This window comes from Dactylosporangium cerinum (genome assembly GCF_042653625.1).
Classification (GTDB): domain Bacteria; phylum Actinomycetota; class Actinomycetes; order Mycobacteriales; family Micromonosporaceae; genus Dactylosporangium; species Dactylosporangium cerinum.
Window position 1 is genome coordinate 1 of the sequence record NZ_JBHSIU010000074.1, and the last position, 21,208, is coordinate 21,208.

Below are 21,208 nucleotides of genomic sequence, written 5' to 3' on the forward strand. Positions count from 1 at the left end.
CAATCCACGATCAACTTCCCCGGACCCCTTGACAAGGATTACCTGCATAATGCCGATGAGCGTGCAGCCGGTGAATCGCCACGGTGGTACTCGTCGGACGTGTGAGGGTGGCCGGTGCTGCCGTGCGCACGGCGTGGCGGTGCGGTCGCCACGCACACCGTGGTCCGGGGCCGGTGCGTGGTCGCCGGTCAGCGTCGATCGTCATGGCTCGGGGTGGTGCTGGAGGGCGTCGGTGAACCAGGTGAAGATCGGGGCGAGCGGTTGCATGGTGGGCGAGCCGTTGATGGTGGCGATGAGGTGCCAGTACCGTTCGACCCGTCGGTCGTTGGCGATGGCCAACCGGGTCAGCAGCTTGGCGCGGTACTCGCCGCTGTCGGTGGTCCCGAACGTTTCCGCGTACCGGGCGACCAGCTCGGCGACCACCGGCGCGGCCGCTGCCGAGGCGGGCTGGATCCCCTCCGCGATCGCGGTCCCTATCCGGTCGATGACATGGTTGGTCAGCTCGCCGTGCAGCCCGGTCTGGTCACCGTCGGCGCGTTCGGCCGCCTGGTATTCGGCCATCCGGCGGACGCTGGCCCGGAAGTCGGTGTCTTGGACCAGCTCCGCCAGTTCGATCCAGCCCTCGACCTGCTCGATGGTCGGATCGTCCGGTAGGTCCGGCACCACCGAACGCAGCAGCTCCACGAGCTCGGGGTTGGCGTCGACGGCGCCGAACGTGCTGTCGATGAAGTCGTGGATGAGCCGGTGACGTTCGGCCTCGGACAGTTGCACGATGCGGTGCATCAGCTCCATCTCCTCAGGGCTGGAGTTCCGTTTCGCCACCACACGAAGGACCGCCCGGCGCAGTCGAAGCACCCGGATCTGTATGTCAAGCGCCTCGGCGTGGGCGGCTGCGGCCTGCGACACAGTGATCTCGTCGGCGAGCACACGGTGGATGCTGGCCAGATCGACACCGAGCTCGCGCAACGTGCGGATGAGGTCGAGACGAGCGACTGCGGTCAGGTCATAGCGGCGATGGTTGGCGGAACTACGGTGGGCGGGAGGCAGAACGCCGGCGTCGGAGTAGAACCTGATCGTGCGTACCGGCAGACCGGTCCGTCGAGCCAGGTCCCCGATCGAGTACAGCGTCCCGTGATCCACACCGACCAGCCTCCAACCTCCACCAGGTGGAGATGCAACCCCCCGACCATTTCCCACGGCGCGGTCCCGGCGCCGACAGAAACGGCCGCGCCACCACGGCCGCGACGTAGATCCAACCGGTGCGCGCTCATGCCGCCGACCGTGCGCGGCGGCCAGCCGCGACCGGGTGGAGTGGTCACAATGGGTCAATGGCGGACGATCAACCTTTGGACGTGGACTGGGGTGTGGCACTGCTCGATGCGGCCGTTCGGGCAGGTAACAGCGTTGCTGTTGACGAGCTTGTCGATCGCGGCGTCGTGTCGACGTACGCCGGTACCGACGGGGTCGATCCGGTCGCCACCGCCGCCGACCTCGGCGCCTACATGATCTTGCAGTGCCTGCTGGGTGACCGCCCGTGGATGCCCCGCGCTGGCGACGCCGAGCAGCGAGCGCTGCGGGCGGCCCGACCCTGGCTCGTCCTCGACCCAGAAGCTGAGCTTCGACGGCGGCTCGGCGGCGGGCCCGTGACCGTACTGCGGGAGCGGGTCGTGTTGCCCGACGGGTCCGGAACGGTCGATTTCACCCCGCACGCCATCCGCGTCCGTGCGATCGCCGTCGATGGCCGGCAGTCCGAGGTGTACATGGCGCACCGGGGCATCATCACCGCCGTCGAGCAGCGTCTCGGCTTGGTGGTCCCTCGCGACGAACTGCTCGCCCGCGCGCTGTTCCACGCCGATCCCGGTTCATGCGATTGGGAGGCGGCCCAGGCTGCGCTCAACTCCGACGGCGACTATGGCACGACCTACCACTGGGCGGCTGCGCTTCTGGCCGATGCATCGGTCGATGTGCGCAGATTCGCCACCGAGGCGCTACATCACATGAGTTTCGATGCGCGGCCGTTCGCTGCCGAGGCGACAGCGGCGCTTCGGGGACGGCTGTCCGCGGAGCGTGACGCCATCACGCTGGACGCCCTGATCGGAGCGTATGTTGGCTATGTCGCGGAGGACGCCGACCTCACCGACATGCTCGTGCTCGCGGGACACCCGGCACCGATGATCCGATCACGGGTCGCCAGTTCGCTGCGCTGGATGACTGCATCGCGGCCGGCCGCCGCCGACGTGCTCGTCAAGTTGACCTCCGACCCCGCCGCCGAGGTCCGACAAACCGCGCTGGCGGTCCTGTCCGACGAGCAACCCATCGACACCGGGCCGGTGCGCGACATCCTGGCCGCGGCACTCACCGACGACAACCCGAGGAATCGACTCTCCGCGGCTTGCGGATTGGTGCTCCGCGGCGACCCGCGAGGAACAGAGCCGTTCGCGGACCTCCACGCCACAGCGCGTCCGGAAAGCCCCGAATACTGGCGACTCGACTCGACCCGCCGCCTACTGGAGTACCGGCACCGCCCATCCAACAACCCGTGACAGCATCCGCCACGCAGCTGGCGGACCTCACGGCGGACCGGTCGAACACCACGGCCAGAGGCACAGTGCAGGATCTTCCCGAGTGAAACAGTTCACCGGCAACGTACTGGTCGCAGTCGCATCGCCGCAGACGAGCCAACGCGTCCCGGGGGCAGGCAACCGATGTGACGCACACGTGACCGCCGACAACATGCCAAGATCACGTGTACGGATTTGCCGCTGTCATCGCATGTCCACCGATGCGGCAGTCACTGTCCGTCGCGGCTGGGCCAGCGGCAGTGTGCACGACTTTGCCGATGAGCGCGCAGCTGATCGTGGTCGCGATGTGCCGGTTGATCGAACGTCACACCCGTCGGTGTCCGCGCCACTGGATTGATCGGAAGCCCGTGGCGCCCCAGACGCCGAGGCCACCGAACAGTGTCATGAAACCAGCCGGTAGCAGCAGGTAGACGGTGGCAAGGCGGGCATCGTCGGTGTTGCCGTCCTCGGTCACGAATTCGTGCGGGTGTTGCGGGTCCACCCAGATTCGTAGCGTTGGTCCCGGTGGTTCGGCGCACTCTTCGCCGCCGCCGCATCGCGTTTGGGATGAGTACCGTACGCCGCCGTAGGTGTACGTCAGATCGATGTAGTCCGCCGCCGCGTCACTGCGCTGTTTCGTGGACCAGCCGGTAATCGCGGCGTCAACAGGCACTCCGATGGCGCGCAACCGTTCGGCCTTGTGATGGTTCCGCGACAACAGGATCGGAGTCCCGACAGCCAGCGCCAACCCCACAATGAGCATCACGGCAGCTAGCAGCAGCAGTCCCCGGCTCTGCCACTTCCACTGCCCGCCACGGCCGTTCACGACGACATCACCATGCAAGGATGCAACGACGTCGGCCGCGACCGTTCAGCGTCCCGCACAACACGAAGATTGACCTCCAGCCGCTCAAGATAGACGGTTGCGGCAGTACGCGCTCATGCCGCGATCTGCGCAGCCGTGCTGCCAGGTCCCGCTCTGACCCTCTACGGATCTCCGAACCCCAGCCGGGTGATCCTGTGCCCGACCACGTCGTGGGCCACTTCAAGCCGGAGGCGGGAGGGTCCGTAGACGGTGTCCCACAGCGACATGCGGCTGACCCGGTGCGGTCCGTCGACCGTGCTGGTCAGGTCTGGCGGGATGCGCTCCGGTGGGATGGCCAGCGGGATCGGGTAAGCGGTGACGGCCGCGCGCACGCGCTCGGCCGACAGGCCTCTACCCTCGGTGCGCTCCTCGATGGTCGGATACCGGCCGTAGGCCAGATCCTGCACGATCGCGGCGAGGTCGTAGCGTATGGACTGCGGCAGATCCAGCGCCGCGGGTGGACCCCAAGGCATCGGGTTCAGTGCCCCGGTCAGCAGCGCCGCGTCAACGCCGTTGCAGATCTCGGGGAAGACGTCGAGTTCCGACAGGCTGCCGTTGAGATGCTGGTCGAGTGCGGCAAACATCCGCATGACGCCGAGCGTCATCGCCTTCACCGCCACCGAACCCTGGCGGCTCCAACTGCGCAGCAGGACGCGCAGGAACTCGCGCACCGCCAGCGGGTCCACGAACAACTCGTCGGACTCAGGTCCCCGAATCCCACTGGATCGCTGAACCATGTCCTCCAACAGCCGGACCTGAGCCACGAACATCCTCGCGGTGCCCATACCAGGCTCCCAGAAGCTCACACGGTCGACGTACGCGATCATTCCCATACCGCCAGGATTCCAGCGAGGGCTCAATCCGCCGTGGAGCGGCACGATTGATGCCGTAAACCGCGTGTCGGGATCGTGCGGCAACGACGTGCGCACATCTGCCGCAGTCACGGCGCGGACGTCCACCTGCGGGTCCGTCACCGACCGTAGCAACGTGTCGGTGGCGTGAGCGGCCGGACATGCCGAGATGCGCACACGTGATCATGGCCCGGGATTGGCAACGTCGGCTCACCTGGAGCACGAGGCGGCTCGGTGATTGACGTCACCCTAGCGGTGTAAGCCACAGTTCGAGGTCCGGTAGTCCGGCCCGATCCAGGCAACGTGTTGGTATACGGGCTGGTCTAGCACGCCGCGCTGCACCGACGTCTGTACGAAGCCGTCGCCGAGGGTGAGGATGTCGAACGTACCGGCGCCAGCACCGTCGGCCGATTGCCGGCCACTCGTCACGGATCACCGTAGTCAGGTGTGTCCTCGGTGCTGGTTCTACGATGTGGGCCACGACCGTCCGGCCGACATCGCGCGCCGAACGATCGCGATCTGGAGGAGTTATGGACGCTGCCGCCTGGTTGAGCGGCCTGCTCGCCCTCGCCGGTGTTGGGATCGGCAGCCTGTTGTCGGCCTGGGCACAGGGCCGGGCCTGGAAGCGCGAGCAGATGCGGCAGTGGCAAGACGCCCGCCGCGGCGCGTACGGCCGGCTGGTGGCGGCGGTGCGGCAGTACCGCGGCTATGTCGCCGGGCCGCACGCCGAGGTCGAGCTGTGGCTACGCCCGGACGGGTCCAGGCTGATACCCGGCATCGGCACGGCCGGCGCCGGCTACCAGGAGGCGATGGAAACGGCGTTCACCGACGTCCAGCTCCTTGCCCAGAGCCAAGACACGGTGGACCGGGCGCATTTCCTCACCAGCGTCGCCCGGCGCATCGCGGTTGCCCGCGCCGTTCACGGACCCGGCCGCGTGCCGGTCGAGTTGGACGAGCGTCTGTTCACCGCCGAACGGGAGTTCATCAACGGCGTCCGACGCGAACTCGGCCTGTTCAACATCGACGCAACTCCGCTGGTCGGTGAGCTCGAAGACATCGACGCCGCCCTGTACACCGCGTACCGCAACCGAGCCGACCCGTAGGACCCACCCTCGCGACCGGAGTCACCGCTGTCCTCGACCAAGCCCTCGGGACGCACCGCCCACACGATCAACCGTATCGGCGCTGATAGCCACGAACCAGCGCGCCGGCATCCGGATCTGCCGCTGGGCGTGCGCGGCGCTGTCGTAGGGGACGTGCTCGTTGGTCCCTGGTGGACGTGCGAGAGTTCGAATGAACCTCACATCCCGCGTGCGAGGGTTGCAAGCCGAAGGGACACCCGCATTGGACGAGAACCGGTTGGTTGACTGGGCGGAAGCGGTCGAGGTAGCCGTCGAGCGTGCGTTGCGCGAGGTCGTGTCGACGTATCCGTTCGAGCCGGGCGAGCACACCGTGGGTCCACCGGCATCGGAGTCGGACGTCGCAGCGCTCCAGCAGCGGTTGCCTTGGATACCCGACGACCTCCTCGCCGTCGTCAGATGGGTCGGCGAGGTCTCCTTGCCCGACATCGCAAACGGCTACTTCATGTTCTCGCCGAGCTACATCCAGGGCGTGCTGTACCACGACGACGGGATCCCGGACCGTATCGGCGAACCGCTAAACGAGGACGTCGACGTGGTCATCTTCGGTTCGGACGGAGGCGGAACCCTGTACGCCATCACCGTCGGTGACGTCGGCACCGTCTACCGGCTGCGGGAATGCGGATACGGGCAGGGTGTCTATTCCGGCTCGACCAGCTTCGGCGTTACCGTCGTCGCCCAAAACATGAATGAATTCCTGGACGCTCTGCTGGCTGCCGTCGCCGCCTTCGCCGTTGACGGCAGCATCACCGACCTCTGACCTGACCTCACGACCAATCGGACGACGACTGTGATCCGATCGCGGTCCATGGTGTCGTTGGAATCAGCGACCGACTCAATGTCCACTTCTGCCGCGAGTCGGGCGCTGCGGCTCGGCGGAGATCGTCACGCTGCGTGCGCCGTGCCGCTGGAATGCTCCGCGAAGTCGTAGCGCTTTCGTGCCGATGTGCGGGCGTCTCAGGTTCGGTCCGGCGCGTGCTGCCCTCGCGTGCTGCCCTCATTGGTCGGCTGGGCTCGCCGTCTGGACCTCGGTCGTATCCACGCCATCGCGTGGACGTCCGAGCTCGCGCCGGGCCCACTCGCATGGGTGAGTGCGACGGATGCCGACCTGGCCTTGCGGTACCTGGCCGACGTCGGGTTCACGCCGATCGGACCCAGCCGGTGGAGGTGGGACGACACGCCCTCGGAGGAGATGTCGGACGAGGACGTGGCCTTCCACACCGCGTTCGAGATCACCACCGACGAGGGCCTGGATGGCGTGCAGCGCGTGCACACGGCGCTCGGCCTGCTCGATCTGACCGGCGCCTTCGAGGTGCTGATCCATCTGAACGCCTACGTCCTCAAAAATCCCGACCCGGCAGTCGCCGACGCGTTCTGGGCCGGCTTCCGCGACCGGATGGCGGTCCCGGAGCCGATCGAACACCTGCGGCTGCACTTGAGGACCTACTGGTTCTGGGGACACGACACCGCGAAGACCGCCTTCGACGCGCTGCTCGGCGACGATGTGCGCCACCTCGCAGCGGATGGCCGCCTGCCCGAGCTGGCCGCCGGTCCGGTGCACCTGCGCGCCCGCCACGTGCTGGAAGACTCGGGCTCGGTCGACTGGGACGACAAGCGCGACGTCTATCAAGCCGCCGCCACCGTCACGGCGCTTCGTCCGGCGGTCTTCCGGGCCCTGCTCGGCAGCTATCACGCCGTCTCCGGCAGCCTTGACCCGGCCGCGGCCCTGACTCTACTGGACAGCCTGCACCTGCCCGCCGACACCGAACACCTGACCCAGCTGCACGCGGTCCTGCGCAACGGTGTCGCGAACCATTACAAGGACCCCGCCGCCTGGCGGCCGTGACTCGAGGCGTCGCGCCGCCGGGAGACAGCCGACCGACCCTCTCCAACGCCCCTGGACGCGCGTTGTCGGAACATCTCAGCCATCCGGATCTGCCGCTGTCCGACCGGGACGCGGGTCCGGACGTGGTCTCTCCCGACTGTTAGCGTTCGTGGCGTGTGGATCGAGGAGGTCGTGGCCGGTCGGCCGGCTTGGCGGCACATCGGCTCAGGCGTGGTGTTTCGGGCGGTGCCGGGTGGGACGTTCCGCATGGGCTTGTCCGAGGCGGAATTGGAGGCGGTACGCGCCATTGAGCGCAGCGGAGGAGTCGAGGACACGCTTGAGCCGTTCTTCGCCAGCGCCGGGAACGCCCGGCCTGTGCGCGAGGTGCGGGTCGAGCCGTTCTTGATGGCCCGGCATCCGTTGACGGTTGCACAGGTGCGGCACTGGCTGCCCGGGTATGACGACGACTACACCGACGCGGACTCCGGCACAGCTCGGCTTGAGGGCGACTTGGACGACCTGCTTGAGGCGCTGCCGTTCCGGCTGCCCAGCGAAGCCGAATGGGAGTACGCAGCCCGCGCCGGCACCTCCACACTGACCTTCCGCGGCGACGGCAAACCCGCCGAGGACCAGCTACTCGACGACTTCGCCGACGAGCAGCGAACGGCCACCGCTGAGAACGCGCTCGGGCTCGCCGGAATGGGCTCGGCCAACGAGATCTGCGCCGACGTGTGGGTACCCGGCTTTGCCGGCGCTCCGATGGATGCCCGCCCACGCACCGGCGACGGGCCCAGGGCCGTACGCGGCGGCGCCGCCGACCTGTACCCGTGGCAGGGCTGCGACGAATGGCTGCTATTGCTCGCTGCCACCCGGTATGAGCACACCCAGTTCACCGCGGTGCGTCCAGTTGCACCATTGCCACCCCGCGAGACGAGCGGGCTGCGATCCGCCTGATCACGTTTCCGCTCATGCCGTGGGTCGCTCGCTACGCAGCGCTATCTCGCTACCGGGGTTGGTTTCTGGACAAGTAGTCATCAGTGTCCTTGGTGGACGCCCTGGCAGGTGTGAAAATGGCATGACAGTCGGCCCCGGAAAGATCAGGCCGAGGCCACGGATGGGGCGCGATCCGTGCCGATGCCAAGTAGTACCTGGGATTTTGCCGCCGGCACGGACGATTTTCGAGTCAGGCGAGATGTGAAACCGCCGACCTTCGATGTGGAGTGTCGGCACCCGGCGGTGTGGCCGCATCACGGTGGCGGGAGTGGCTGCAGGGTCGCCTCGGGGTCCCACCAGCGGGAATCGGGGCCGTAGTACATCAGCGCGGCCCAGTACACCGCCTCCTCGTGGTAGACGATGTCCAAGCCGACAATCCAGACACGTGGGACACGCCCCGGCGGATCGGCGTGCGACCAGTGCTTGTTGACGCGTGCGACCGCCTCGCTGCGAGGAATGCCGTAACCCCTTGTCATCGCGGCGACGATGTCTTCGCAGAAAGCCTGCGCCTCGGCGTCGCCTGCGCAGGCAAAATCACCGTGCGAGCGAAGCACCGATTCGTGTACCAGGTACTCCAGTTCGGGCATCTCACCAGAAGTCCAGCGCGGAGGCTGTCGACTCTTGATGCGACCGGCAAGTTCCTGCCCATCCAGGTGATACTCCGTCAGCAAGCGGTCCAGGTAATCCCGCGGTCCCACCGGTTCGAAGACTTCCTCCTGCTCGACATCCGCAATCACCCTCAGAGCATGCACCACGCTGGCGCACATGCCGTCATGAGCAGCAGGCGTCGCATCCGGACATGCCGCGAGTGTTGCGCGGCGCCAGCACCGCCGTCGTCACAGTGGGTGACAGACCTAAGCGGCGCCGATGCTTCCGCACGTAGTCGATGTGCGGATACGGATGGACTCGACGATTGCCCATACTGGGGCGCATGGTTGAGGACGCTTCGCCGCTCGTCGCAGTCCAGCAATTCGCTGTCGCGCTGCGCGACATACGTGCGCGCCTGCTCGACGACCTGTCTCCGGTCGTGGACATCGCTGACCTTCTGGCAGCGGTGCGCTCACGTCGGGAGCTTCCTCGTGAAGGTGTCACCAGCAGTGGAATTGAGTACAGCGTTCATGGCATAGGGTGCCGAATGATCGCGCCTGGCGGCCACGTGGTCGACGTCGACCTGGTGACCGATTCCACCGGTCAGCCGGTGGAAGCGTTCGATGCCTCGCGCATCCGCTGGTTTCACCGCGAAGCCGCCCAGGACCGGTATGACGACGGGGAGATCAACTCAGCGTGTGCTTACCTCGCCAGGACGGGCTACCTGCGCGAGGTGAGTGAAGGCCGCTGGTACGCATTGACCGATCAGCGAAGTAGCCAGATGCAAGCACTCATGTAGCTGACGGTGCACCAGTTGATCGGGTGTCGCTTCCTCTATGGCCGCCTCTTCACCCGTGTCGAAGGGTGCACACACGGCACATCTCTATCTCTCCCAACTGGCCCAGCGCCCACAGGTCATGCGATCGCAACACCCGCTCCGTATCGACTGGCAAGCACTCCGGCGCTGCTCCGTCAGCGCCGACCGCATGGGCCACCATGCGATGCCCGTCCGGCACGACGAGCTCGAGGTTGCTGTAGTCATCCGCCACCGGCTCGCCATCAACCGTGATCACCCGAACGGGATTGATGACCTCGTACCAGATCACGACATCAGGCTGGTCAATCGCCCGCGCGGCCTCCCTCGGGCCGACCTTGGACATGTTCAGGAAGAGCAGCGGGTCCCGGGCATGCCCGACGTCAACCTCAGGCCGGTACAGCTCAACCACCAACCAGGCCACGCCGGGTTCCGCCTCCCGAACGGCATCGGCCTCAGCTCCGTTCAGCCGGCCCAGCACCAGCACCTGCCCTGTTCCCGGCGCTACGCGATGGGCCGGCACGTACCGCGGATCAAGCTCCCGCAACGCCTCCGCGACGACGTCGACCCCAGATCCGTAGAGCACGACGCCCCGCCGCTCCTCATCCACCCCGCCATTCTCAACCCAGCCTGCGCAACATGGCGGTATGCGCTGCCCTCACACGTATTTGTTCGACGCGACAGGCCCGGACCAGGTGCGCTCTTATGCCGCTGCGGGCGCTCGGCACCGGTCAGGGGGCGTTACCGACGGTGGGTGGCCCGGCGAGCCAAGCGGCGACCTGAGCGAGCTGGGCGGCACGGCCGTGCCAGAAGGCGTTGACGTGCTGGCGGGCGAGCGGCTGGCGCAGGTGGGCGGCTGGATGCGTGGCGGGTAGCAGGGCAGCCCACGTGGCGAGGTACGGCGTCAGGTCGTCCTCGGCGTTGCCGATTCCGCACAGGACCTCGTCCGCGGAGAAGGTCCAGTCGGGGTCGGTGGTGAGGACGTCGTGCCAGAACGCTGCCAGGAACTCTCGGACGGCGGTCTGCTCGGCGGGGTCCCAGGTGGTCCAGCCGGTGAAACGCAGCCGACCGACGAACGCGTCGACCTCTGGGTATACGAAGCCGACCTCGGGGCCGCCGAAGCCGTCGGTGACGCTGACCTCCAGCATCCGGGGCAGGAAGTGGCGGAAGTCGTCGGCCGCACCGGCGGTGAGGCCGACGTGCATGGCGTAGTGCGCGAGCGCCGTTGCCGGCAGTGACCGCAGCGGCACCGGTCGCAGCAGGTCACGGGCGTCGTCCGCGCCGAAGCATCCGGGGCACGCGTCGATGCCGGTGGGCCTCGGCACGGCGGCGAAGGTGTCGTACAGGGTGTCGATCGCTGCGGTCAGCTCCCGATTCACCGGGCTACCGTAGTCGTCATCGCCATCGCCAGTCAGCCGGTTTCACTGTCGCTGCCTCGGCGCGGGAGGGCTACTCGTCGGTGACTTGGTGATGCCGTGGCGGACGAGCAGCCATTGCCTACTCACCCGACCATCACCATGATCACGTGCGCGCTCATGCCGCGACGAGGGCCCTGGCGTTCATCGTGGTTTGTGACGCACCGTAATATATGGCTGCGTCTTTGTCATGTCCACTCATCGCCATCTGACCTTGAGGCTATGGGGCTGCCGATCTTGCGATTAGCCGTCGCTCGCGGGTGCCGGCGGCGCGATGACACCGAACGAGAAGCCGTCGGCGCGGGCTGAGCAGCTCCGAGTCGCGCATCAACGCTACTTGTTGACGACTCGCCGCTCACCTTTCCGCAGGTGCTGCGAAGGACTCCGTGGAGCAGGTCGTCGACGCGTGCGGCTTGATGAAGCCGGCGCCGATCCACGCTGCTGCCATCGCGCTGACACGGGCCGCGCGTGCGTGTCAGCGCGCTGATGAGGCGGTGTCAGCAGCGACAGCCATGGTCAGTTTGCCGGCGGACGTACGGGCCGCCGGGACCGGATGGCGACGCTCGATGGAGAGCATGATGCAGACGTTCGACACTCCCGCGCCGACCTCCGCCGTCGCCGCGAGGAGAACTGTGATGGGCGAGCAGACGGCCGGCGCGGTGGGACTGACCGGCACCGGCGCGGGTTACCTGCCACGGCGGCGCGGGCAGACCGGTCCAACACGTTGCTCCGGCTCGACCGTACCGCCGATGCTGAAGCCCGCTCGCCGCCGTTCTGGTGTGGAGGGCGAAGGCGAGCCGATCGCGTCGCTACTATCGACGAAGCCGGCCAGAGCGTCACGGACTCGACCGGCGGGCCGGAGCTCGTTCGCCAGGTTCGTTCTGGTCGGCGGTGGTATCGGTCTCGCTTCCAGTGCTGCGGTGCCGCTGACAGCCACGCTCATGCCATGGGTGACCGCGAACGCGTTGATCACCGTCGTGTCCACCCTGCTGGGCACAGAACTCCACGCGCGGTTCACCTTTGGCGCTCGTCGGCGCGCGCAATGGCATCAGCACCTGCAATCCGCCGGCTCGGCCGCGGCCGCCTACATGATTACCTCAGCTGCCATCCTGGTCCTGCACGCGGTGCAGCCATCCGCCGGTATGCGCTGGGAGCAAGCTGTTTACCTTAGCGCCTCCGGACTCGCCGGAGCCGGGCGGTTTCTGATGCTCCGCCTGTGCGTCTTTCGCGCGCAGCGGCGCCCTCGGCATCGGCCTCGATGATTCCGGTCCCTCGATCGCATCGAGTCGGTACAACACGCTGCGCAGCACCCGGCCGCAAAGTTTGACAGTTTGCAGCGACGCACGCTTCTGGCCGCGATCTGCTCGCTACGGAGCGTCACGGCGGACTGGGTTGCCCGGCTTCCGGACATAACCGATGAGCGCGGGGTCCTGGACAGTGTTCGGGCGCCGGGGCTGCACGGTGCCGGTCGAGGACCCGTCCGGACCGGTCCTGGAGGACACCGCACCCTGTCCCAGGATGCCGAGGTGGATCGGAACTCGCGAGTCTGTCCGCGTCTGCATGTGCACCTGCCTCGACGGCGCAGTGTCCATCGTCAAATACCGGGACTCGCAGCGACACCGGCTGTGAGCGTCCGCACACGCCGGCCCCGATCCGCCCCGCACCGGTTACCAGACCTTGCCGTCCTGCTCTCGGATCGTGTGGTTGATCCGGTTGAAGAAGTTCAGGATCTGGCCGCGTTGCTGCCCGCGCTCGCCCCGGACACCGAACCAGATGTCGGTCCGGGGAGGCTGGCCGCCGAGCAGCTCGCCGCGCAACCAGGCCAGCCCGGCGTCACTGCAGGTACGCCGCCGCTCCGTGCGGTTACGGGTGACCTCAAGCACCCCGAACGCGGTGCCGGGTGCGCCCTTCCCGGCGCTCACCGCCGGCAGGGTGGCCATCTTCCGGCGAGGTTGGTGACCTGGGCACCGAGCCCGGTCGCCGAGGCGATGCTCGTCGACGGGGCGTTGGCGCCGCCCCACCACGCGTTATAGGCGGGCGCGCACCCATCCGCGCGAGTCATACAAGGTGTCGCTGACAACCCGTCCGTTGCCCTGCGCCGGTGTCATCTGCGTCTGGCGGGCCCGCAGCTGCGCGCGTAAATGACCGTCGAGGTGATGTAGGTCTGGCCTTCGGCCATCCGGTTGGTCGTGTCGTTGTTCAGCAACTGGCAGGAGTAGGTGGTGTTGGCGGCCTGTGCGGTGGTGCGGTTGTTCGCCCAGACAGCGGTCGCCCGGCCGAGGCGTCGAAGCTGTGGGTGGTGCTGACATCGTTGATGTCAGTGCTGCTCAGCGTCAGGCCGCAGGGCGTCGCCCGATGGGCCGGCAGCGGCCCGACGACGAGGACCGCGCGCGGCCCGCGACCGAGGCCGCCTCGACGGAGCGGCTCCTGGAGTTCGCCGGGACCTGGGGATCGAGGTGCCCGGTTACGGGGCGAACTCGTACGGCGGGTCGGGCGGCGCGGACCGCCAGGCGCTGGCCAGGCTGGCAAGGTCAGGGCCGGACTCCCAAAGCACTGCCGGTTCGTGGGGCATCGCCGCGTTCAGCAGCTGCAGCAGCCGCTCCGGTGGCAGGGCGCCGACCTGCCGCGCGGCGGTCCGCTCGGCATCGGCGGACAGCCCGGTAGCCGACAGGTGCTCGCTGGGCACCACGTAATCGTCATTCACGGTAACGTAGAGTGCGCCGGTCAGCAGCGTCGTGATGGTGTCGGGCGGCAGGTTCAGGCCGGCTGCGACGGCTGCGGGTACCCACTCGGGTCGCCAGCGGGCCGGGCCGCGCGCGGTGAGCAACGCTACGAACCGGCGGATCGTGGCCGCATCGCCCCAGCCGCCGAGCGGCACCCGCTCGACCACTCGCAGCCGGTCGTGCGGTAACACGGGACCGGCCACGACCATTCGATGGCACGACAGGCCCAACCCGCTCCCGATGCCGTCGGCGAATTCGGCGGCCATGCCGAATTCGGCGGCCGGGTCGGCGATGTGTTCACCCTTCGCCACTACGGTGACGACCGTCAGGTCGGCGCCGCTGTCGGCGAGCCCGGCGTCGGCGACCGCGGTCAGGAATGCGACGAGCGCCTCCCGCTCGGGCTCCGGCGTCGTCGACAGTCCCGCGCGCAGGGCGACGGCGCCGAGGCCGGACAACACCTGCGTCCAGCCCGGCACCTTGCCGCTCCACCGTCGAGCGTGCCGCTCCGCCGGCGTTCCGGCACCGGCCAGGGCCGCCGGGAGGACCGCGAGGTAGCTCAGCATGCCGTACCCGCTGCTCGGACGTGCGTTCGGTCGGCGCCTGACCGTGTAGGGATTCCAGGGAGCCAGGAGTCCGGCAAGGCCGTTGCGGACGTTGTCGTTGTGCGCGTGCGGGGACACCGTTGACGACGCCGGCTCCTGCGGCAACGCCCGAAACCGTGCGATCGCGGCGGCCAGCTCCACCGCGTCCTCGGCCGCCTCCTCGACCGCGGCCCGCAGCACGGGGTCCGCGGCGGGGGCACCCGAAGTGCCGGTGCGCAGCGCCGCCGAGCCGACGGGATCGCGGGAGCGCATCTGGTCCCACCAGCCGACCGGCGGCAGGCTGGACCGCTTGTCCAGCACGAACCCGGGCGTCGCGGTCTGCGGATCCCACAACGTCACGGTGCCGAACGCGTCGGCGGTGACCAGTCGGTCACCGCCCGGCAGACGCAGCACGCCTGCGATGCCGGGCGGCCACGCTTCGGACGGGAGCGGGACCTGCCGCCCGTCGACGGAGCGCACCACAAGCCCATCCGGAACCTGGACCAGGTCCCAGCCGGTTTCGCCGTCGACGGCGCCGAACGGGGCGGGCGCGCCGGGCGGCAGCGCACGCCGCCATCGGCGCAGGAGCGTGCCGCCGTCCGGAACCGGCTCGAACCGGCCGCCCGGGATTACGTGCTCAGCGGGGTCGGGCGGGCGCGTCACCGATCCGACCATGAACCCGCCCAAGTCGATCCCGTCGGCGTCCAGCAGGAACTCGGCCCCGGGCGAGTCGGCCCAGTAGCCGCGCTCTCCCGCGTCGGTGTGCCAGCTGACGAGCAGGCGCCCATCGTGCAGGGTGCAGCGTGCCGGAAAACGGCCGAACAGGCCCTCCCGATCAGACACCCGCAACTCATACCGGGCAAGCAGCCCGGACGGATCGAACACGAACGCGGTCCCGGCGTCATGGACCGCCAGCAGCGGCCACTGGCGCTCGACACGCACACGCTGCTGGTCAAGCTCGGCCACAGCCGTGTCGTACTCCGGCCAGACCAACTCCGCCGGCAGACCACAGCGCAGCGTCCGGACCACCGACGTAGCGGCGTCGAGGCGCGACACCCGGTCCAGATAGCGGCCGAACGCCGCATACCCGGCCGAGGAGCGCAGTGGTTGCAGGCGGCGCAGGATGGTGCGCAGTTCCGCAGCCGGGACAGCGGCTGCCCGCGCGGTCACCGCGTCGACCTCGGCCTCCAGCCCGGCGGCGACGCCGGGCACCGACAGCGCCCGCGCCAGCAGGTTCGGGTGCAGCGGCGACTCACGTTCGGCGCCGAACGTGTGACTGGACAGCTCATCGAGGCAGGCCCGCCGGAACGCGTCGCGGAACGCCGGATGCGCGGCGAACGCCAGCAGCGTCCGTCGACCGGGCCCGTCGTCGTCGAACCAATTCGTCAGCTGGATGAATCTGGCGCCGGTGAACTCGAACGGGACCGCCTCGGCGGCCAACAGATCCCATAGGTCGAGGTCGGACACAGTTAGGCCGGCCGGGCCGATCACCGGCACGCCGTCGGCGCGCAGCCGGTCCGCGAGGCGCCCGACAAGCTCCAGCAGTACCGCCGACCTGCCAGGCACGTGGGACCGAGCCGTCAACAGCCGGGCGAGCCGACCCGCCGGTTCGCCTTTACCGGAGGCCCGCAGGCGCCGTTCGATCAGGCCAAGCCGTTCCTCGTTCGCCGCCGTCATGATCCGGAACGATAGCGGGCCGCCCACCCCGGGTCCCGCTGCGTGCCACCTCGCATCTGACCGAGCAGCACCTGCCAGCCGCGCCATCGTCGTCCCCGACCATGAAGTGAACACCAACAAGATCACGTACGCGGACATGCCGCTGTCACGGCGCGGAGACGGTAGCGCGTCTGTCACCTGGCGTAGCCAACGATGGTGGCGCAACCATCCTGCTTGCCAATGAGTACACCGAGACGTCATCGGTCTGATCGTGCCCAGCCGCCTTGACCGGGACGGCCGGAGGCGTCGCGTAGTGTCCTGCTGTGCCAACCGCTCTGCCTTTTTCCAAACCGAATGACGCAGGCACGATGCCGGATGTGGGCACTGTGCTCAGTGGCACAGACTGGGCGACACTCGAGCACGCCACCGGGCCGGCCACTGAGCTTCCAGCCGTCCTTGTGCGACTGCTCGACGGCGACCCATCGGCGCGCATGGCGGCGCTGCAGTATATCGAGCGGATCAACCACCAGAACACCATCTACCCGGCGACCGCTCCCGCCGCCGTCTACCTCGCGGCGATCCTGCCCGATCCCCGTACGGCGGCGCCGGTACCGCTCGCCGTCGACCACCGTGGCATCGTGGGTCCCCGACCGCTGCGGGCGGTGCTGCTAGACCAACTCGGTGACATGGCCGACGACGTCGGCGACGAGGTGGCGGCGCTGGCCATGAAGCACGGGGACGATCTGCGGGATGTGCCTGCCGTCGTCGCGCTGAGGGCCGCTCGACCGACGATCTTCCGGGTCGTGGCCTCGTTCGTGGATGACGGCGACCCGACCATTCGCGCCGCGGCCGTCGTCGCCGCCGGCCGCCTCACCGACCACCCGACCCTGCTCGGCTTCCGCGCCGAGCTGGCGCACCGGCTGCAGGCACTGCTGGACACCGACGCCGACAGCTGGCACCGGGACCGCGCGAGGGAGCTGCTCACCCGCTGGAACCGGCCCTCACCAGAACCGGCGCCGTCCAACGAGAACGAGAACGGACCAGACGCGCCCGACGCACCCCCGTTCTGACAGCCGTCATGGCAGCCAGCCGACCGCGCGGAACACGGCGAACTGCAACATGCGGGTGCCGATACATTGTGGGATCGACGGACGTGTTGAGCCCCGGGTCAGATCCGCGATCAGATCCGTGGGCAAGCTCAACCAGGTCGTTGCGGTTACAGGTACCGCCTGAACTCCGCGTCACGACGTGCGACCGCACGACATCGCTCTGCTTGCCATACCTCCGCGCCGGGCCTTGCGAAGAACCTGGCGTGCTTGATCACGTGCGCGCTCATGCCGCTCCTCGCGCGGCGGCCGATCCGAAGACCGTCACGCTCCGCAGCGGCGGCTCGGCGCCGCAGGCGCGCACTCATCTGTAGCCGATGACAGTGCACGGTAATTATCGAGCCGTCACGTTACGGAGTTCGCTTAGCCACTCGATGCCGAGCCGGGGGCCGTCGGGGAATTGGTCGTCGCGATCCCAGCGCCACGTGGTGATCATCGCCAGCGTGAGGGTCCGGCAATCTCGGAGCAGGTGGTGATCGACGCCCGGGTAGTGGTCTCCGACGTCGTCGGGTGCGTAGGCCAGGTCGAACTCGATCGGCCCCCGGCAGCACGTCTCGAAGTCGATGAAGAGCGGGCCGGTCGAGGTTGAGAGCAGGTTGCCGGGGTGAGGTTCGCCGTGCAGGAGCTGTTCGGGTCGGCCGCTATCGTTGACCGCTCGGCGCAGGCGGTCCAACGTGCCAGCGAGAAAGACCCGGTCCGCATCGGCCAGCTTCGGTGTCCGGTCGTGGTCGGCCACGAGCGTCTGGGCCCCGGAAATCCATTCCGTGAAGTGCGGGGTGGGCAGGTTGACCCGACGCATTCCGGCGTGCAGGCGCTCGAGCGCTCTGGCGTAGTCCGCGGGTGGGATTGCTTGAGTAGTCACCGGTTCGTAATAGGTCCACAGGGTGACCACGTGGTGGTCCCGGACGAAAACCTTAGGGGCTTTCAGCGCGGCCACCGGGCTTCCGGCCTCGGACAGTTGCTGAGCAATATCCACTTCAAGCTGGGCGCACTGATGCGCCGCCGGTGCCACCCGGGCCAGCACGTCGCAGGGCTGCAGACGCAGGGTGAGCTTGTTCGAGTTATGCAAGACGGCGGCGTCGTGGACGGTCAGGCCGAGCGATGAGGCACTCGAAATAGCTGCCTGTATTGCCCGCTGGGCCTCGTATGCCTGCATCGGAGGACCGTAACTCGGCGTTCCCGGCGCAGCGACCCTATTTCGGTCTCCGTGCGTCAGGAAGCAGAGGCGCGGCGACTACATCCGAATCTGCCGCGATCCGGTGTGGTGTCAGGTGCTGTAGGCGCCGTTCCATGGGTGGGTGAAGCCGAGTCGGTCGGGGTAGAGCTCAGCCCAGTCGCCGCGGTCGGCGCTGGATTCGTCGATCAAGCCGAACCGGACTCCGTCGTAGGCGAGGCTGAAAGGCTGGATGGCGATGTCTTCGAATCGTGGCGCGTCGAGTTGGTCTAGGAGTGTGGCGAGGATGCGATCGGCGGCCTGCGGGTCGGTCAGGTAGCGGCTGAGGGCGATCCGGCGGATCGTGGATTCCTCGTGTCGGCCGTCATGGTCGAAGCGGTGGACATAGGCGTACCAGGCGAAGCCCTCATCCAGGTCGTCGACGTCACGTTCGGCGCCGTGCACCGCGGCGTAGAAGTAGCCGGCCTTGTGGCGCCCGATGGTGTCGGTGCGGTAGTCCGGCTCATGAGCGATCGGAATCCGGTGCGGCACGGCCATCAGGCGAGCGTAGACGCGCATCCGAGAGCTCAGCCCGGAGCATCCGCAAGTTCCGTCTCTTCCTCCTTGCCGCGGCAGGAAGTTTGATCACGTGCGCGCTCATGCCGCCGTTGGTGCGCTGGACCGAGCGGAGCTCGTCACAGACCGTCAACGGCGCACCGTGGCCGAGGCTTCCTGTCCTGCTGAGATGAGTGCGCAGCGCCGGATGCGACGGACGTCTGCGGTGTTCACCAGCCCAACGCCGGCTCGCCGAGGATGTCGCCACCGACCGCCGCGGCAAGGTGTTCGGCAAGTTGGGGCATTGCCGGGGGCACGTGCACGTAGAGACTGTGGCCGGGAGGCGGCGGACGGTGCCACAGCACAGCACCGTTGACGCCGAGCTGGAACCCGGACTCGTGATGCACGCCTGGCCAGCATGTCATCCACGAGATCTCCGCCGGCTCCATGTTCACCAGCGCGAGGAACGTGTCAGCCAACGTGCTTGGCAGCGGGTCGTCAGGTGGGTAGACATGAGCGTTCATCGGCGGCAGTTCCCGCAGTGCGGCGGCCATTTCGACCGTCAGGGTCGTCGCCAGGTGTACGCCGCCGTCATCCCTGCGTGACATCGGCAGGTCATCTGGTGCTAGACACGGCTCCAGCACAGCTCTGGCCTGACGCACCACATAAGCCGGGATGTCGAGACTCAGGCAGACGATGGCGGCGACGCCCACGTACCGGTCCAGGTCGTGCGAGTCGGTCTCGACGTACACACCGACTTCCGGCTGACAGCAGGTCGGCGCGGTGGCCAGAAGGCGCTGGGCCATGGCGTACACCTTGCCGAGGTCATCGCTGGTGTGGATCAGATAGACGGCCGAGTTTCCCATGGCGGGTAGTCTCTCCTGTCTGCCAGAGCGCGACCATGCCGGCGTGCGAGCCCCAGCCGGCGTCCGTGCGGAGGTACGGAGGCGGACGTCGCGCTCAGCGAGCACCGATGCAGCACGGGCCGGGCGAGTCGATGCCGGTGACGTTCGCAGCGTGGTACCTGCGATGGCTCGACGCTGCCGAGTGTGCCACAAGCTGACCGGCGCTCAGCCCCATGATCGATGTGCCGCCCTGGCCGATGTGACGACGGTAGAAGGCCGGCTCCCACACCCCGACCCGCAAGCCCGCCGAGAGGTAGACCGGACGACGTGAGCCGTCCCTGTCGGCCAGGCGAGCACGGAATTCCCCCGGGGAGCACGTGCGTGGAGCCGGGCCTGATACTCGCGGGAACGGAGCGACTCGGCAACGCTCGGTGGTGGAGCCTTGATCGGCTGCGCGCCCATGGCACCCCTCTGTGTCAAGATGCAGCCAGGAGCGGTGTTCTAGAGTGGGTTCTGGCGGGTCCGGGAAGTGGCTTCTCCGAAGCGCCGGCTGTCGGGATCGGGCCGGCCGCGCTGGATTGCAGAGTCGCTCCCACTTGCCCTCCCGGGCCCGTCCTGACCCGTTCCGCGTCCTTGACCAGCTGCTGATAGACCACGTTGGACAGTCGGCGTTTCAGGGCCCGCATGGCTTCCATCGGGCTTTTGCCCGCGGCGAGTTTGCGTCGGTAATAGGCGCGGCCTTCAGTGTCGTTGCGGAGCTGGACGATGGCCATGATGTGCAGGACCCGGTTGATGCGCCGGTTCCCGGCCCGAGACAGTCGGTGGCGGTGCTGGTCGCCGGAGGACGCGTCGATGGGCGCGGTGCCGTTCCAGGACGCGAAGTGGTCTCGGCTGGCGAAGCGGCCGACATCGCCGATGTCGCCCAGCAGCCGGGCGGCGCCGGACGGGCCGATGCCGTTGAGCTGCTGCAAGGTGCTACCGGTTGACGCGACCAGCTCGGTCAGCTGCTGGTTCGCGGCCTTGATCTTCTTGTCGATGACCGCGACCTCGGTGATCAGCTCCGAGGCCAGCTGCCGGCGAGTGCGCCCGACAAGGTCGCGGGGCCGCACGGTGTTCAGCAGCGCTCGGGCCTGCGGCGCGGACAGGAACTGCTTCGCCCCGCCCGGGACGAGCTCGAGCAGCAGGTGGTGCAGCCGGCTCAGCGCTTCGGTCCGGGCCCGGCCGAGCCCGTCACGACGGTCCACGAGCAGCCTCAACCCCACCCTGACGTCATCGACGGTGACCTGACGCAATCCGTTGGCACGCAGCGCTGCCACCGCGATGCAGTGGGCGACTTTCTCCCGGCTGGTGATGATCTCGACGGTCGCGGACCGCTTGTGCGGGTCCATACCGATGATGACGCGTGCCATGCCGGCCCTCCTCGATCTGACGAGTGCTCTGTCAGCGAGGAGGGCAGCGCTTCTTCGAGCTGGGCAAACCCCTCTGGAGCCTCTCCACGCCGCGGTGACCGGCAGGACGCATGCCAAATGAGAGCCACA

20 protein-coding genes are annotated in these 21,208 nt (G+C 68.1%); 8 read left to right on the plus strand and 12 right to left on the minus strand.

What is annotated here, in order from left to right; all coding sequences use genetic code 11:
* Window positions 1-201 precede the first annotated feature (201 nt).
* Complete coding sequence (locus tag ACFPIJ_RS47350) at window positions 202-1,140, minus strand: helix-turn-helix domain-containing protein (protein WP_380126073.1); 939 nt, start codon at window positions 1,138-1,140, stop codon at window positions 202-204.
* 188 nt (window positions 1,141-1,328) lie between these two features.
* Between ACFPIJ_RS47350 and ACFPIJ_RS47355 the strand changes: the two genes are divergently transcribed.
* A complete protein-coding gene (locus ACFPIJ_RS47355) occupies window positions 1,329-2,543 on the plus strand; it encodes a HEAT repeat domain-containing protein (RefSeq protein WP_380126074.1) in 1,215 nt (404 codons plus the stop codon).
* Between the two features lie 343 nt (window positions 2,544-2,886).
* Here ACFPIJ_RS47355 and ACFPIJ_RS47360 read toward each other — a convergent pair whose 3' ends face one another.
* Together ACFPIJ_RS47360 and ACFPIJ_RS47365 are read right to left on the minus strand one after the other, a co-directional pair.
* Window positions 2,887-3,387, minus strand: a complete 501-nt coding sequence (locus tag ACFPIJ_RS47360; RefSeq protein ID WP_380126075.1) for a DUF3592 domain-containing protein — start codon at window positions 3,385-3,387, stop codon at window positions 2,887-2,889.
* 161 nt (window positions 3,388-3,548) lie between these two features.
* Complete coding sequence (locus ACFPIJ_RS47365) at window positions 3,549-4,400, minus strand: DUF6086 family protein (RefSeq protein WP_380126076.1); 852 nt, start codon at window positions 4,398-4,400, stop codon at window positions 3,549-3,551.
* 407 nt (window positions 4,401-4,807) lie between these two features.
* Here ACFPIJ_RS47365 and ACFPIJ_RS47370 point away from each other — a divergent pair, with 407 nt between their 5' ends.
* The 4 genes from ACFPIJ_RS47370 (at window position 4,808) to ACFPIJ_RS47385 (ending at window position 8,195) form a co-directional block, all read left to right on the plus strand.
* Entirely contained in the window at window positions 4,808-5,380 is a 573-nt protein-coding gene (locus ACFPIJ_RS47370; protein ID WP_380126077.1) for a hypothetical protein, read from the plus strand.
* Window positions 5,381-5,621: 241 nt separating this feature from the next.
* On the plus strand, window positions 5,622-6,176 hold the full coding sequence (locus ACFPIJ_RS47375; RefSeq protein ID WP_380126078.1) for an SMI1/KNR4 family protein: 555 nt from the start codon (window positions 5,622-5,624) through the stop codon (window positions 6,174-6,176).
* Between the two features lie 327 nt (window positions 6,177-6,503).
* Window positions 6,504-7,262, plus strand: coding sequence for a hypothetical protein (locus ACFPIJ_RS47380; protein ID WP_380126079.1), 759 nt, complete (start codon window positions 6,504-6,506; stop codon window positions 7,260-7,262).
* Between the two features lie 153 nt (window positions 7,263-7,415).
* The gene (locus tag ACFPIJ_RS47385) at window positions 7,416-8,195 is read left to right on the plus strand and encodes a formylglycine-generating enzyme family protein (RefSeq protein WP_380126080.1); all 780 of its coding nucleotides are present in this window, start codon (window positions 7,416-7,418) and stop codon (window positions 8,193-8,195) included.
* Between the two features lie 293 nt (window positions 8,196-8,488).
* Here the strand turns inward: ACFPIJ_RS47385 and ACFPIJ_RS47390 are convergent, their stop codons facing one another.
* A complete protein-coding gene (locus ACFPIJ_RS47390) occupies window positions 8,489-8,971 on the minus strand; it encodes a hypothetical protein (RefSeq protein WP_380126081.1) in 483 nt (160 codons plus the stop codon).
* A gap of 194 nt (window positions 8,972-9,165) precedes the next feature.
* Between ACFPIJ_RS47390 and ACFPIJ_RS47395 the strand changes: the two genes are divergently transcribed.
* On the plus strand, window positions 9,166-9,621 hold the full coding sequence (locus tag ACFPIJ_RS47395; protein ID WP_380126082.1) for a DUF6896 domain-containing protein: 456 nt from the start codon (window positions 9,166-9,168) through the stop codon (window positions 9,619-9,621).
* Window positions 9,622-9,670: 49 nt separating this feature from the next.
* Here the strand turns inward: ACFPIJ_RS47395 and ACFPIJ_RS47400 are convergent, their stop codons facing one another.
* Window positions 9,671-10,246 carry a hypothetical protein gene (locus ACFPIJ_RS47400; RefSeq protein WP_380126083.1) on the minus strand — a complete coding sequence of 192 codons (576 nt, stop codon included), beginning with the start codon at window positions 10,244-10,246 and terminating at the stop codon, window positions 9,671-9,673.
* Window positions 10,247-10,367: 121 nt separating this feature from the next.
* Window positions 10,368-11,015, minus strand: a complete 648-nt coding sequence (locus ACFPIJ_RS47405; RefSeq protein ID WP_380126084.1) for a hypothetical protein — start codon at window positions 11,013-11,015, stop codon at window positions 10,368-10,370.
* 422 nt (window positions 11,016-11,437) lie between these two features.
* On the opposite strand from ACFPIJ_RS47405, the gene ACFPIJ_RS47410 reads away from it, so the two are divergent.
* Window positions 11,438-12,313: a GtrA family protein gene (locus tag ACFPIJ_RS47410; RefSeq protein WP_380126085.1), complete on the plus strand. Its 876-nt coding sequence runs from the start codon at window positions 11,438-11,440 to the stop codon at window positions 12,311-12,313.
* Between the two features lie 405 nt (window positions 12,314-12,718).
* Here the strand turns inward: ACFPIJ_RS47410 and ACFPIJ_RS47415 are convergent, their stop codons facing one another.
* Together ACFPIJ_RS47415 and ACFPIJ_RS47420 are read right to left on the minus strand one after the other, a co-directional pair.
* Complete coding sequence (locus ACFPIJ_RS47415; RefSeq protein ID WP_380126086.1) at window positions 12,719-12,973, minus strand: hypothetical protein; 255 nt, start codon at window positions 12,971-12,973, stop codon at window positions 12,719-12,721.
* Window positions 12,974-13,515: 542 nt separating this feature from the next.
* The gene (locus ACFPIJ_RS47420; protein WP_380126087.1) at window positions 13,516-16,032 is read right to left on the minus strand and encodes a hypothetical protein; all 2,517 of its coding nucleotides are present in this window, start codon (window positions 16,030-16,032) and stop codon (window positions 13,516-13,518) included.
* Window positions 16,033-16,388: 356 nt separating this feature from the next.
* On the opposite strand from ACFPIJ_RS47420, the gene ACFPIJ_RS47425 reads away from it, so the two are divergent.
* Window positions 16,389-17,081, plus strand: coding sequence for a hypothetical protein (locus ACFPIJ_RS47425; protein WP_380126089.1), 693 nt, complete (start codon window positions 16,389-16,391; stop codon window positions 17,079-17,081).
* Window positions 17,082-17,451: 370 nt separating this feature from the next.
* Here the strand turns inward: ACFPIJ_RS47425 and ACFPIJ_RS47430 are convergent, their stop codons facing one another.
* From ACFPIJ_RS47430 to ACFPIJ_RS47445, 4 genes are all read right to left on the minus strand, one after another.
* Entirely contained in the window at window positions 17,452-18,273 is an 822-nt protein-coding gene (locus ACFPIJ_RS47430) for a phosphotransferase family protein (protein WP_380126090.1), read from the minus strand.
* A 111-nt stretch (window positions 18,274-18,384) separates the two neighbouring features.
* Window positions 18,385-18,828 (minus strand): hypothetical protein, encoded by a 444-nt coding sequence (locus tag ACFPIJ_RS47435; protein WP_380126091.1) that lies wholly within the window; start codon window positions 18,826-18,828, stop codon window positions 18,385-18,387.
* Window positions 18,829-19,055: 227 nt separating this feature from the next.
* Window positions 19,056-19,691: a hypothetical protein gene (locus tag ACFPIJ_RS47440; protein ID WP_380126092.1), complete on the minus strand. Its 636-nt coding sequence runs from the start codon at window positions 19,689-19,691 to the stop codon at window positions 19,056-19,058.
* 455 nt (window positions 19,692-20,146) lie between these two features.
* Window positions 20,147-21,079, minus strand: a complete 933-nt coding sequence (locus ACFPIJ_RS47445; protein WP_380126093.1) for a transposase — start codon at window positions 21,077-21,079, stop codon at window positions 20,147-20,149.
* Between the last annotated feature and the right edge of the window lie 129 nt (window positions 21,080-21,208).